Origin of the sequence: Paenibacillus vini (genome assembly GCF_018403325.1) — a bacterium.
Classification (GTDB): domain Bacteria; phylum Bacillota; class Bacilli; order Paenibacillales; family Paenibacillaceae; genus Fontibacillus; species Fontibacillus vini.
The window spans coordinates 37,046-51,058 of record NZ_BOSL01000019.1 but is presented as its reverse complement, the minus strand read 5'-3'; the positions used below and the strand labels follow the sequence as shown (position 1 = coordinate 51,058).

General features: G+C 49.5%; 10 protein-coding genes. 1 reads left to right on the top strand and 9 read right to left on the bottom strand.

The genetic code is table 11. The annotated features are described in order from the left end of the window. The first annotated feature begins 158 nt into the window (after positions 1 to 158). The gene (locus tag KJS57_RS22410) at positions 159 to 5,102 is read left to right on the top strand and encodes an S-layer homology domain-containing protein (protein ID WP_213656418.1); all 4,944 of its coding nucleotides are present in this window, start codon (positions 159 to 161) and stop codon (positions 5,100 to 5,102) included. A 116-nt stretch (positions 5,103 to 5,218) separates the two neighbouring features. On the opposite strand, the gene KJS57_RS22405 is transcribed toward KJS57_RS22410, so the two are convergent. From KJS57_RS22405 to KJS57_RS22365, 9 genes are all read right to left on the bottom strand, one after another. Then, on the bottom strand, positions 5,219 to 6,331 hold the full coding sequence (locus tag KJS57_RS22405) for a PdaC/SigV domain-containing protein (protein WP_244861670.1): 1,113 nt from the start codon (positions 6,329 to 6,331) through the stop codon (positions 5,219 to 5,221). A gap of 76 nt (positions 6,332 to 6,407) precedes the next feature. Continuing rightward, positions 6,408 to 7,325 carry a copper amine oxidase N-terminal domain-containing protein gene (locus KJS57_RS22400; RefSeq protein ID WP_213656417.1) on the bottom strand — a complete coding sequence of 306 codons (918 nt, stop codon included), beginning with the start codon at positions 7,323 to 7,325 and terminating at the stop codon, positions 6,408 to 6,410. Between the two features lie 145 nt (positions 7,326 to 7,470). Next, a complete protein-coding gene (locus KJS57_RS22395; protein ID WP_280520400.1) occupies positions 7,471 to 8,517 on the bottom strand; it encodes an ABC transporter substrate-binding protein in 1,047 nt (348 codons plus the stop codon). 259 nt (positions 8,518 to 8,776) lie between these two features. Continuing rightward, entirely contained in the window at positions 8,777 to 9,583 is an 807-nt protein-coding gene (locus tag KJS57_RS22390; RefSeq protein WP_213656416.1) for an ABC transporter permease, read from the bottom strand. Beyond that, a complete protein-coding gene (locus KJS57_RS22385) occupies positions 9,583 to 10,431 on the bottom strand; it encodes an ABC transporter permease (protein WP_211025148.1) in 849 nt (282 codons plus the stop codon). Before KJS57_RS22385 ends, KJS57_RS22390 begins: the two co-directional genes overlap by 1 nt. Next, on the bottom strand, positions 10,428 to 11,396 hold the full coding sequence (locus KJS57_RS22380) for an ABC transporter ATP-binding protein (RefSeq protein WP_213656415.1): 969 nt from the start codon (positions 11,394 to 11,396) through the stop codon (positions 10,428 to 10,430). The genes KJS57_RS22385 and KJS57_RS22380 overlap by 4 nt, the downstream gene beginning before the upstream one ends. Positions 11,397 to 11,654: 258 nt before the next feature. Beyond that, positions 11,655 to 12,338 carry a stalk domain-containing protein gene (locus KJS57_RS22375; protein ID WP_244861669.1) on the bottom strand — a complete coding sequence of 228 codons (684 nt, stop codon included), beginning with the start codon at positions 12,336 to 12,338 and terminating at the stop codon, positions 11,655 to 11,657. A 232-nt stretch (positions 12,339 to 12,570) separates the two neighbouring features. After that, on the bottom strand, positions 12,571 to 13,002 hold the full coding sequence (locus KJS57_RS22370) for a hypothetical protein (RefSeq protein ID WP_213656413.1): 432 nt from the start codon (positions 13,000 to 13,002) through the stop codon (positions 12,571 to 12,573). A gap of 155 nt (positions 13,003 to 13,157) precedes the next feature. Next, positions 13,158 to 13,913, bottom strand: coding sequence for an SIMPL domain-containing protein (locus KJS57_RS22365; RefSeq protein WP_213656412.1), 756 nt, complete (start codon positions 13,911 to 13,913; stop codon positions 13,158 to 13,160). Between the last annotated feature and the right edge of the window lie 100 nt (positions 13,914 to 14,013).

Here is a 14,013-nt window from a genome sequence, read left to right as displayed (position 1 = left end):
AAGTTCTTAATTAATATATGAAAGGGAAAACCAGTTTTTAAAATAGACGCCTGATAGTAGCTCTATCTATGATTGAAGAAGCACTGCAATAACAAAGGGGGGATACACTCACGGAAAGCAATCGCTCAATGAAGAATAAGGAACGAGGAGGGCTTAATGTGAAAAGAAAGGCCGTGAAGGCAGTCTCTTATGTGCTTTTGATCGGGATGTTGGTTCCGATGTTTTCCGGCATGGGTATAAGGGGGGCTAGCGCGCAAACGAACGATGACAAACTGAAGATTATCAGCTTTAATGTGATGACGAGTTCGACCGAAACGATTGAACGGGAACAAGACGGGAAGACCCGGGGAGAAATGCTCACAGCTCTGATTAATGGGAAGCAGCCTGATTCCATGGGTCTGAATGAGATTACTCCGGAATGGATGAACTATCTTCAGAGTAGTGTGCTCACTTACGGGTATCAAGACGGAGCAACCTATGCCCTGACAGGCAATAAGGCAGAAGACGGCACAACAGATTTAACAAGCGGCTACAACGAGTATTCACCCATTCTTTACAGAAGTGATCTATACGAAGTTGAAAAAACCGGAGGTTACTGGTTCTCGGAGACCCCCAACGATAAAACCTCCAAATATACGGATATACTGGGTGATCAAGGCGGAGTTCTTTATAAAGGGATGTCCAAGCCCCGTGTCATGTCCTATGCGGTTTTTAAACTCAAAGGAACAAATGAAATCGCATACATCCATGTCAACTCCCATTATGACCACCAAACCTCGGACTATATCCAACGCCTTTGCTCCATTCAGGTCAAAAAAACAGCGGATGAACTGGTCTCCCAATATCATGCGCCTGTTGTCCTGACGGGAGATATTAACGCTACGGAGAAATCCGAGGGCTATAACTATCTTGCAAACGGGGAAAACGGTTATCTGAATGCCAAATATGTGACCCATGACTATTCGACGCTTCCCAGTTCAGCCGGCTTCGGCAAAAACTACAATGAAGGAACCAAAGACGTTATTGACCATATCTTTATCTCGGCAGGCAATATCGGCGTCTATAAGCATGACATTATCAGAAATGAGTATCTTTCCGATCACTCTGCCGTATATGCGGAATTATCGCTGAACCAAATGCCGAAATTAGACGCTATTGAAGTAAATCATAAAGCTGTTGCGGAGCTTTCAGGAAGCCGCTTCTCCTATGAACTGTTTTTGGCTGAAAATGATCTGTCCCTAAACGTGAAGCACAACGTCGGATATACGGTTACCGCACGTATCAACGAGGGTCCGAATCAGGATTTTACCGGAGCCGGGGGACAAAGCACATTAAATTTCAATATCACACAGGCGGATAATTCTATCCTTCTTTACGTAACGGATACTGCCGGACGCGTGACAACCTACACCTTAAGAATCTATCAAGAATCCGGGGAAGCAAATCCGGTCATTTCGGAGATTTATCCTAATGCCAGTCCGGGATATAAATACTTTGAAGTCACAAATCTTGGCACAAAGTCCATGTCCACGGAGGAATACGCGTTCCTGTGGGGAAATATCGGAGCGGATCCTGCCCGGGGAGATGCTGCCGTTAATTGGGAAGGCCGGCTGGAATTATCCGAGAACAGAATCATCAAGCCGGGCGCATCCGTAATTTTCTGGTTTACGTACAATACGGATGGCGTATTCCCCCATGAACCGAACGTTGCAGATTTTAACGCGCACTATTATACCGCCCTCACCGCAGAGGACATCATTATTTTCAGCGCCTCGCAAGCCTTTAAGGGGTACGCCGTCTCTGATACGGATCCAGATAAGACAGTAACCTTTACCATGGGAGCGAATAAGGACCGGGGAATGCGTATTGCTTATGCAAAGGATAGCCAGGGGCAACCATATGACTGGACGAAAAAATCTACAAATTCTTCGTTTAACGGCCCGACGGTTTCCGTCTCCTCCTATAAATCCATCTCTACGAAAGATTTGACACCAAACCAGTTGTTCAAATTCAAATCTGTAGAAGGCCAAAAGATTGCTGCCTCCTCTGACATCATAGATGCCCTTTATGCATCGCCCGGCGTATATGATAAGAAGATTGGCAACGAACCCAAGGATGCCTACGCAAGGATTGAAGCGGGGGAATATGACACCTATCATCTTGTGCATGCAGAAGGCGATAATATGGATAATTTGGGCGGCTCCCTCGCAGGATCATGGGCATTTTACTCCAATGTCCAGTTCGGAGGCAACGGAGCTGAGTCGGCCACTTTCTCGGCAGCGGTAAAAGAAAGCAACGCATCAGGCATCATCGAGATTTACATTGACGGCAATTCCGACGGCAGTCTGACAGGGGCCAAAAAAATCGCTTCCCTTACTACAACGCCGACCGCGGCCGATTGGAGTGTCTTTAAGGAATTCAATGTAGACTTCAGTGAACGGATCACGGGTACACATCATGTCACCTTGGTGTTTAAACCGAACGCCGGGAAGACGTATGTGGGGAATTTGGATTATTTCATATTTATTCCGTACGTAGCCAAGGCTGATCTGACAGAACTGATCGAGCTCACCTTCCTTCTGGAGGGCGAACCGTTAACGTCAGATACCCCGTTGAATGCCGCCCAGGGGAAAACGGTCTACACCATGAGCGCGGAAGCAACCTACTTGCCGTCAAATGCCGATTTTTCAATCAAGTGGTCATCGTCTCGTCCTGATATTGCGACCATAAATGAAACAACCGGCCAGATCAACGTGCTAAGATACGGGGACTTTTCTGTACAGGCTTCCGTATATTCAAACTATAAGCTGTTCAATACCTACACCGCACCGACCCTGTCCACCAACTATAAAGTATCCGCTTTTAGCTATATAGAAGGAGAATGGGCTTCTGAGTTTACCCCCGGGAAAGACAAAACGCCCAATGCGAAGAAGGCTGCTGCAGCCGCTACGGGCATGTCCGGAAACTTGACCAATGGCTTCAATTATATAGGAGATGTGGTGGACAGCGGCAGCATGACCATTAACTCCGTGGATTTCGGGAATAACGGCATTCAAAGTTTCATAATGAACATGGCGCTCAAATTTTCAAACTGCGGGGGAACTGTCACCATCTATGTTGACAGCGTTGACGATGCCCATAAAATCGGCTATCTGACGGCTGCTGTTACTCCGGATGCACCCGACAACTATAATACTTATCTTAAGTATACGGGAACAATAGAAAAGTCTGTTACGGGCGTACATGATATCATTCTTACGTTTTCAACGGATAGAACGTATGTCGGTAATATCGACTACTTGATTTTTGAGGAAATGGAAGCACCTTCCCAAGGCGAGGATATAGTGAAACCCGTGATTACCTTGCGGGGGAACGCTCTGGTGACCCTGAATGTAGGCTCCGAATATTTAGATGCCGGCGCCACTGCCATGGATGACCAAGATGGAGATATTACAGACCGGATCATCACCGGTTACAGCTGGAATGGGCTTCCTGCGGACGGAATCAGCACCGTGACGCAATCTACCTACAAGGTCCATTACAATGTCAGAGATCTGGCCGGAAATGTGGCAAACGAGGTCGTCCGGACGGTAGTCATCGGAACAGATGGCGAATCGGATACGGTGCAACCGGTAATCACGCTGTTGGGTGACGCAACGGTGTATGTGGCAAACGGTGCGGTATACACGGATGCCGGAGCCGTTGCCGCAGATGACCGGGACGGGGATATTACGCATCGTCTGGTAACCACCGTTACTTTTGCCGACAAGTTGGTAGATGCCGTGAATACTGGGTTGGCAGGAGCCTACAAGGTTCACTATAATGTGCAGGATGCGGCGGGCAACGCGGCAGTGGAAGTCATCCGCACAGTCCATGTGGCCGCACCCGTGAATCAACCGGGGGTTGAGGAAAATCCGGGTTCCTGGACCCCTTCCCTACCCTCCACACCGGTTCCTGTGCCCCAGCAGCCCGATGGGATCCAGCGGCTGAGCCAAGGAGATTTGAAGCCGGAAGGAACGGGTAGCTTCACTGTACAGTGGAGCAAAGACAAGGAAACGCTGCTGCTGCCGGCGGATGTGGCTGGCGCTGTAGGAGAAAGCAGCACTCTGAAGCTGGTGAAAGAGCTTTTAACTCTTGAACTCCGCGGGCAAACCCTGCGCAAGCTGCTGGAAGATGCCGGTAAGGGCGTACAGGAAACACAAATCAGGATTACGACCGTAGCCGCTGATTCCGGACTGATAAAGCAGGCAGTGGGAAGTGTGGCCATTCCGGGAGCCGTTCAATGGACAGCGGCCAGTGAGCCGTATAGCATCAAAGTGGAAGCTGTAGACCAAAACGGCGATCCGTTTGCCCAGGTCTCGGCATTGGAAAATGAGAAGATTGTGCTTACCATCAAGACCGGATACGATGCCGATCCCGAGTTGTTGGGCGTATATGCCATCGGAACCGATGGGCAGCTCGTTTATGTGGGCGGCCAATGGACCGACGGCAAGATTACCGCTGAAGTCCCGCTGGGAGGACAATATGCGGTACTGGCATATGCCCGCAGTTTCGAGGATGTAAGTGACAGTCACTGGGCCAAAACCGTCATTGTACGGATGGCGGCGAAGCACGTCTTTGATGGAATTGATGATACCAGATTTGAGCCTCAGAGGGCGCTCACCCGGGCCGAGTTCGCCGCCATGCTGATACGGTTGCTCGGGACAACCCCGGTTTCAGGCGGCACATCGGCAACCCGGTTTGCCGATGTGCCGCAGGAATCCTGGTATGCGGCAGCAGTGGAGACCGCTGCACAGGCAGGCCTGCTAACCGGTCGGAGCGGTAACGAATATGAGCCGGAAAGCACTTTAACCCGGCAGGAAATGGCCGTCATGCTGGTTCGGGCCTATGAAATGGAAGCAGGCCGTCAGCTCGCGGTCCCTGCGGGAAGCAAGTTTTCCGATGCTGATCAAATCAATGCATGGGCCAAGGATGCTGTAGCTGCTGCCAGCGCGGCAGGATTGCTCCAAGGTCGGGACGGCGGGCAATTTGCTCCGCAGGAACAGCTGACCCGCGCCGAAAGTGTCCAGGTGCTCTACAATTTGCTGAAAAGCTTAAAGTAGAAACCGGAGGGTTGTTAGAAGCTACATCTCCCCGCCGAATTTGTTATGTATTTTTCATTGTAATCTCTTCTAAAAAAAGACGGTGCAAGGATCTTTCCTTGGCACCGTCTTTTTCTTTATTTTCTCGATTTAATTCCGAGCTCAGGGAATGAGAAATAGAACTCGGGGAATCCGAACACGTACGGAAGATAGTCGTACAGCTGGAAGAAGATCACAACGCCGTTATCTTTTAAATAGAAATCCGGGTTGTTTCCGATGGTCTTAAATCCACCGAAATACCCTTCGGTTTGCTGAAGCTGCTTGGCAATGGAAGGATCGACGATGCTGCGGAAATTCGGATTGGCTCGCAATACTTCGTCGAGCGTCAGCAGCTTTCCGTCACTCAGACGGAACGTCAGCCCTTCTCTGACGCTTATGCCATGCGCCCCGCCTGTATAGGCATAGGTTTGCACAAGAATGCTCAGCAGCCCGCCACGGTTGTATGTGACGGTGTAATTGCCGAGGAACTCGTAGGGACTGCCGTTGGGTGAGGGCTGGTTGTTCTTCGCTTCTTTGAGTGATTCTTGCATAAACTTATCGGCTCTGGATTGGAGCAAGGTGTTGATCTTCTCCTCGGCTTGTTTGCTTCGCAAACCGCTGACCTGAGGATATTGTATCTTGATGGAGGCCTCGGGAATCACCTTCTCCAAGTTACGGGTGCTGATCTTGATATCATTTAACCGGTGAGGCGTCAGATTCAGCGCACTTCCCGCCTCATTCCACTGCGTGGTGTAACCCAAATTGTCCGAAAGCACCTTCACTGACACATAGGGGTTGCCGTCAACCACTTTCCATTCGTAGGGAAGGATCTGCGTGCTTCCGTCTACAATCGCTTTGGCCCCCGTTTCTCCGGGTTGAAGCTGTACGACTACATTCTGCCGTTTTAATGTATACGTATTGGATGATTTGTCGTACTTGACCGGAATCTTTAAGTCCTTTCGGATCATCTCCAGAGGAACCAGGACGCCTTCTTTACCCTGCAGGCCTTGCTGTTTGAGCGGTTTTCCCTTCAGCGTAATCTTGACCGGCTGGCCGGCCTCAGGCTTTTGGGTTTGCTTCGCCAAAGACTGGCCATATGCATGGGCTTGCGCATGAACCGGGGCTCCCGGCCCAACGATGCCGCCCCATCCCGAAACCAGCAAACCGATGGCGAGCATCGCGCTCCCTATTTGAAAAACGAACTTTTTCATTTCTCAACCTCATCTCTTCACGGAATTACACCCATTATTTCCGCGAGCGAGGAAAATCATGTAGACCTTCTGGAGTTTACTTGCCGATTGTACCCGCTACGGCGTCGCTCCGGATTTCTCCTTCGATGGGAACCGCCAAAGCCGATGCCATGCCCCCGTTCCCCTCGGAGCTGATTCTGCCGAGCTCCGTGGCTTTCCCGTCAGCGGTTACGGTGCCGTAAACCAGTAATTCCGACATGAAGTTATCGGAGAAAAACACCGCTTCGCCGAAAGACTTCGGAGGTGTCCCGCTCTCGCTTTTTTCACCAAGACTATCCTTCTGCCACTTTACGACCAGCAGACCCTCCTTGTTGACTTCCGCATACCAGGTCATCCCTTTATAATCGCGCTTCAAACGCAGCGCCTCTCCTTTAGGATAGGTGTTAGTGATTGTAAACCCCTCTCCCGTTTCCGGAAGGGGCTTGAAGCTATCCTCATAGACCAGCTCCAGGCGGGAGGCCACTTCCCGGGCTTCCGTCAAATCCCCGCTCATGAGAGTCGTATAATCGGCCTGTCCGGAAGGCGTCCGGATCACCGCCCGGTTCTCTTCCTTGTTAAAGGATACGGCCCCGCCGAGCTGCTCGGAAATGAATCTTAGCGGCACATAAGTCCGCCCCTCCTTCACGGTAACCGGCACATCGATGGCCACCTTTTTACCGTTGATTTCTGCGGTCTTCTCTCCCGCTTTCAATGTAATCGTCTTCTGATTGGACGGGCTGGACACAATTACAGTTTTCTTTTTTGATTCATAGGAAATGTTCCAAGCAGGATCCTTCAAAGCAACGAGTTGAATTAAGGTACGATTATTCACGGTCAATACTTCCACTTGCAATCTTCCGTTGACGAATACACTCGCTTCCTCTTTTACGGCGGGTGCTGCGGAGGCCGAACCCTGGGCCGCAAGCAGGGAGCTTAAAATGCCCGCCATAACTGCTGTTCTCTTTAAGTTGATCATCGTTTAGGACCTCTCTTTACTCGAATTTAAATTATAGACGCAAAAATACGGGGCAAAGTTTCCGCTACCCTACATCCATCCCTACCCCCGATTAAATCTTCACAAACAAAAAAAGAGCGTGTTATCCACGCTCTTCTCAAAGGCATTATTCCCGGCCGCTCTTAAGCTCGGTCCAGAAACGGTCATATACTTGCAGCTTGTCGCCGACATCCTGTAACCACTCGGTCCGGGACAATTCGTCTTCCGACAAGTTGATCATCTTATCGTTGTTGTATTCTTCGCTATGAAACTCGTGAGCTTTCGTGTTCGGATCGCTGTAACCGATCGATTCATAGTTTGTGGCGCTATTCTCGGGATCGAGCATGAAGTTAATAAACTTCTCTGCAAGCTCCTGATGCTTTGCGCCTTTTGGAATCGCATAGTTATCGGACCAGATCGTGCCGCCTTCCTTAGGCACCACGTAGGCCACGTCCGGGTTATCCTTGACGATGACGGAAGCGTCGCCGGACCAAACCGTAGCGATCCAGCCTTCCTCTTGAATCATCTTTTGCTTGATATTGTCGGTGTCAAAAGCGAGCACGCTTGGCAGCAAGTTCTTCAAATCTTCCACAGCTGCGGTAATTTCGCCTTCGTCCGTCGAGCTGTTGGATTTCCCGGCTTTTTTCAACGCCATGCCAATAACCTCGCGGTTATCGTCAAGAAGGATGACTTTTCCTTTGTATTCCGGATTCCAGAGATCTTCCCAGCTGTCGATTTCGTCTTTCACATATTTCGTATTGTATGCGATGCCTGTGACGCCGGAGGTATAAACTACAGAGTACTTGTTATCCGGGTCAAAGGACGGGTTCTTGTAGGTATCGGCAATATTCGCGAAATTCGGGATATTGTCCTTGTTCAACGGGGCCAGCAAATCCTGCTTGATCATGGTCGCAACCATGTAATCGGAAGGCTGGATCAGGTCATAGCCCGAGCCGCCCGCCTTGATCTTGGCAAGCAAGTCTTCATTGTTGGCAAATACGTCATAGTTGATCTTCACGTCGTACTCTTTTTCAAATGCCGCAAGCACATCCGCGTCAAAGTTGTCAGCCCAGCTGTAAATATTCAGCGTTTCCTTGGATGATCCGCAACCGGATAACACCGTAAGCACCATAGCGGCTGCCAGCGCCAGGCCGGCCCATTTCATTTTTTTCAATTCTTTATCTCCTCTCTTTCTTACATCTATGATAAGTTGAAGTATTGAATGGATGCGGAGCAAGTACATAAAATGTTCCTACAATCGCTGTTGGTTCCAGATTTCTTGATCTTATAGAATCAAATGCAGTAGAAATCCGGATCCAAAGGCGAGCGTTCCACTTTTTCGGAATCATTTTACTCCCTTGCTTACATCTTATTCTTTAGTTCATCTAATTTATAGATGATCCCGTTGGTAATAATTCCATCAACTAACTCCGTTAAAACGGTAAGACAGAGCGTTTCTTCTGACCCTTTCCTCTATTTAACACGAACTGGGCCAAGAAAATCAATGTCACACTCACCAGGATCAATAGGGTACAAAGCGCGTTAATTTCCGGGGAAATACCCCGTTTGACCTGTCCGTAGATGTAAATCGGCAGCGTCGTCGAGCTTGGTCCGCTGACGAAAAAGCTGACCATGAAATCGTCCAGCGACATGGTGAATGCAATGATCGCTCCCGAGATGATCCCCGGCATAATCTGCGGCAGGGTGACATGGCGGAAGGTCTGCCAAGCATCGGCCCCAAGATCCTGGGCCGCTTCTTCCAACTGGCCTCCCATGCCGGTCAGTCTCGTCGTCACAATCACATAAACATAAGAAATGCTGAACGTGATATGCGCGATAATAATCGTCAACTTGCCGAGCGGGATATGAAATTGGGTAAATAGCACAAGCAGAGACAAGCCCATAATAATATCCGGAATAATAATCGGCAAATAAAGCAACCCGCCTATGCCGGCTTTACTTCTTCGTCCGACTTTACGGATAGCAATTGCAGCCATCGTTCCCAACAGCGTCGAGAACACGGTCGATACCAGTGCCACGATCAGCGTGTTGCTGAGCGCCTCCATGACACGGCGGTTGCTGAACAAGGAGACGTACCATTCAAACGTAAACCCGCTCCAATCCGCGGCAAGCCGAGAACTGTTGAACGAATACGCAATGATAAAGGCGATGGGCAAATAAATAAAGATCATGACCAGCAGGGAATGGATCCCGAGCAGCGGGTGATTCTTGCTCTTCATCAGCGCCCCTCCTTTGCAGTCATGTGTCTGGATGTCATGGCTTTATTGAAGAGGGCGATCAAGATCAGCGACGTGATCACGAAAATAACCGACAGCGCAGAGCCGAAGGGCCAATTTCGCGCCCCAAGAAACTGGCTTTGGATAATGTTGCTGATCATCGCCGATTTGGCTCCGCCGAGAATATCGGTCACCACGAACATTCCGGTTGTCGATACATAAACCAGCACCGAACCGGTCATGATTCCGGATTTGGTTTGCGGCAGCGTAATATGCCAGAACGATTTCCAACCGGTCGCTCCCAGATCGCTGGCAGCCTCAAGCAGTTTCTTGTCCATTTGCTCCAGCGCCACATAAATCGGCAGCACCATGAACGGAATGAAGGTGTATACCATGCCAAGCAGCACAGCCCCCTTCGTATAAAGCATTTGAAGCGGCTCTTGGATGAAGCCTAAGTCGAGCAACAGATTGTTGACCACGCCCTGCGTCCGCAGCAAAAGCACCCAAGCATAGGTACGGATCAGGAAATTGATCCAGAACGGAACCGTGATTAACGCGAGTCCCCAAGTCTGCATTTTCGGCCCGGCATTCGCAATATAATAGGCCAGCGGATAACTGAGCAGCAGGCATAAGGCCGTTGTCACTATGGACAGGACTATCGTGTCCCAATAAATGCCTAAATAAAGCGGGTCGAAAAACGTGGCGTAAGCGTCGAGATTAAAATGAAATACCACGTTGCCGAGATCGTCCCGGCTCATAAAAGAAATCCCTACCACGATCAGCATTGGCACGACCAGGAACAGGCTCAGCCACAGGAGGACCGGCAGAAGGCCCATGCTAGATTTCTTCATGGCCCGATTACCACCTCATCCTCCGTATTCCAATTTACGCCGACTTTCTCTCCAACCTGCCAAGTGCGTTCATCGGTAAAATCAAGTACGATGGATACCGTCATCGGCTCATCCTCAAGCTGAACGACCAGTTTATGGATGCTCCCCAAATAAAGGACGTCCAACACTTCGCCGATGCGCTTGGCTCCGTCCTGCGAACGGACGGCCCTCAATTTTTCCGGACGCACGGCAAACAACCGCCCATCCTGTGAGAAAATATTGTTCTCTCCCACAAATGTAGCGGAAAACAGCGTAGTCGGCGTAGCGTAGATTTCCCGCGGCGTGCCGATTTGCTCAACCTTACCGCTGTTCATGATCACGATCCGGTCGGACAGCATCATGGCTTCCTCCTGATCATGCGTAACGTACACAAACGTAATACCAAGACTGCGCTGCAGATGCTTCAGCTCCGATTGAAGGTTCTTCCGAAGCTGCAAATCCAGTGCGCCTAGCGGTTCATCCAGCAACAGCACCTTAGGCTTGTTTGCAATCGCGCGGGCAATCGCTACGCGCTGCTGCTGTCCGCCGGAAAGCTGGTGCGGATAACGCTTGACCAGCGGCGTCAGCTGAGTCATTTCTACCGCTTCCTGTATACGTTCCTGCTGCTCTTTGGCCGGCAGCTTTTTCATTTTCAGCCCGAAGGCGATATTGTCCTCTACCGTCATATGCGGAAACAACGCATAATGCTGAAAGACCAGGTTCAAATCCCGGCGATTCGGTGGCAGACTCGTCAGATCGGCACCATCCAGCAGGATTTTCCCCTTGGTCGGATACTCGAATCCGGCGATCATGCGCAGAATCGTTGTCTTGCCGCAGCCGCTCGGGCCCAGCAAGGTCAGGAATTCCCCTTCCTTAATGGTGAGCGAAAGCGGGTGCACAACGACTTGTCCAGCAAAGTATTTTTCAACCCCGGACAATTCAATCATTTATGCAGCAACTCCTTCATAGGTTGTGATTGTGGTTAAAGTCAGCTTTAAGAAAAAAAAAGCCATATCCATTGGTATGGCTTTATCAGGTCCAACGATTCATTTTTTGCATATTCACTATACCTTGTTTTAGTCCCGGTTACAACACTTTTCTAGGGAGGTTGCCGGATCTCGGGCGCAATGCCGATGCTGTTCCACAAAGAAACAAGCCCCCGCCGGAAGGCGGAAGCCTGTTTTCAGAAACATGTTGCAAACTTGTTACAGCTCGCTCCAATTAATTGTAACTTCAATATACCCTTCCGCATCCCTTTCGGAGCCGCTGCTAATCATAGAGCTTTCCTTCGTGCTCTCTCCCATCAAGGATACGCTGGATTCTGTAGAAGCATTTAGCACATCGGCATAACTGCGCTTCTTCAGATAATCGGAATACAGCTCATTCAGTTTTTTCGCGTCTTCTTTTGTTTTATAAATCATCAGTACGGACTTTTTGCCGCCGGAACTAGTATCATTGAGATGAGTTGTCTTGAAGTCTGCCGGAAGCGGAAAATCGGAAGGAAGATGCTGCGGTCTCTTTGAAGAGCTCCCCGATGTGGCCGGAGGCTCAGTCTGAGTCGGCGGAGGTGTGACCACCGGCGAGGCGGAAGATCCGCCGCTGCTGCCGATGCGTACTTTGTTGTTAGCAGCGTCAAATTCAACGGGAACTTGAAGCGCCTCCGATACGGCTCTTACAGGCAGATAGGTCGTGTTGTTATAAGTAATAGGAGTCAGTACCTTACCCTTACTGTCCACCGGTTTAAAATCCTTGTCATTTACAACGATGCCAAGACTGGTATTAAGATAAGCCTTGATTTCCTGCAGGTTGCTTCCCGCATATACTCCAGCGGCACCTGTTGTCAGCATTCCGATGATGGTAGCGCCTGCCACCCATTTCTTTTTGACCATAACTCGTCTCATCTCCCGTCACTACCATTTAATGGACTACCTACGAATTTTAGAATAAATCCCTAAAGATAGTAACAGGCCCATGAGTCTCACTCAAGGTGCTTTATCCCCATTCGATTAGTTCTAACACCCTAAATTCACCCAAATAAACCTAATACCACCACAAGCAAGTCGGCAGGGGCTCGGTTTCTGGGAGTGAGTGGATCCTTATCGCCGTGCCGGAGGGCGGTGCTCAATTCTTAACTAACCCCAACAATCCCCCATCGCTTGACGCTGTAAAAAGAACAGGTTGATTCTTCCGGTTAAATAGCAAGACGAGGGGCTGCTGCCCAGGCTCAAATATGACGATTGCCTCACGAATCATATCGTCAAACCATTCGTTGTGCACGCGTGTATGCAGCGGAACCTTCATTAATATGCCTTTGGGAAAGTCCAAGTTGCTGCGTCCGTTCAGTCGCATGTCAGCTAAAACGACCTTCATCTTATCGCTGAGCTCATTATCGAACTTTACTCTTTTGATCAGCACGTTTTTATCCAGATCCACAATTTCAATAAACCCCTGCGGCGGCTCCTCCTTAGCAGCGACGATATCCGCTTGGCTATAGCATCCAATCATTAGGGCAACGCACAAAATCCCGGTGATCCACTTGCTCCGTAATCGCATCCTCATATCCCTCCATCAGTGAACAAAATTGTGAAATAGTGAGACCATACGGCTCGGATATAATATGTGCATACATATCCCTAAAAAACAGTACAAAAAAGAAGCCAAGTCTCATGACAGTTACAACTGCCTTGAGCCCGGCTTCGATTCGTTTCTTATTTCATTTCAAAAATGACGCTGAGCGTTGTCTTCAAAGTCACTTCGCCCGGCTCAATAGCTGTGCTCGCGGCTGAATCCATGGTCTTCATCTGAAGAGCTTCATTTTGCATATAGACCGGAGTTTCTCCTCCGCCCGATTGCGTTACGCTTACTACTACCCCAAGACTGCGGCCGGCGGATTTGGCAATCGCTCCCGCTTTCAACTTGGCATTGTTCATCGCCTTCTCGATTACTTGCTCCTGGTATTGATCCGGATTCTCGGTGCTAAACCGGATATTGTCGATGCGGTTGGCTCCGGCTTGCGAAACGCCGTCCAGCAGTTGACCGACTTTTGCCAAATCGCGATAAGTCACGTTCAACGTATGCTGCGCGGTGTATCCTTTTACCTTTTGTCCTTCTTTTTCGGTGTAGGTATAGTTAGGCTGTACATAAAATTGACCGGTTTGAATGTCCTTCGCGTCAATCTTCCAGGTATCCTTCAGCAATGTATTGATTTTAGCGATCTTTGCCGCATTTGCAGCTTGCGCTTCTTTTGCCGTATCGGCCTGTGTTTCCACGCCCAGCGACAGATAAGCGACATCCGGCTTGGCTGAAATTTCCCCGCTCCCTACGACGCTAATAATATTCTTCTGCAACTCATTGTCGGCATAGACCGGATGGTTGGAATTGATCGATCCACTCAAAAAAGTCCCTCCTACCAGCAAAGTTCCTGCTATTAACACTGCGCCTACCGGCTTTATCCAGGTTTTCATGTCATGACCCTCCATTTATTGGTGAATTTAACTACTAAACGCAATACAGAATCAAATGTTGCAGGACATACCATAATCAAATTAAATTATCTTACTCCTG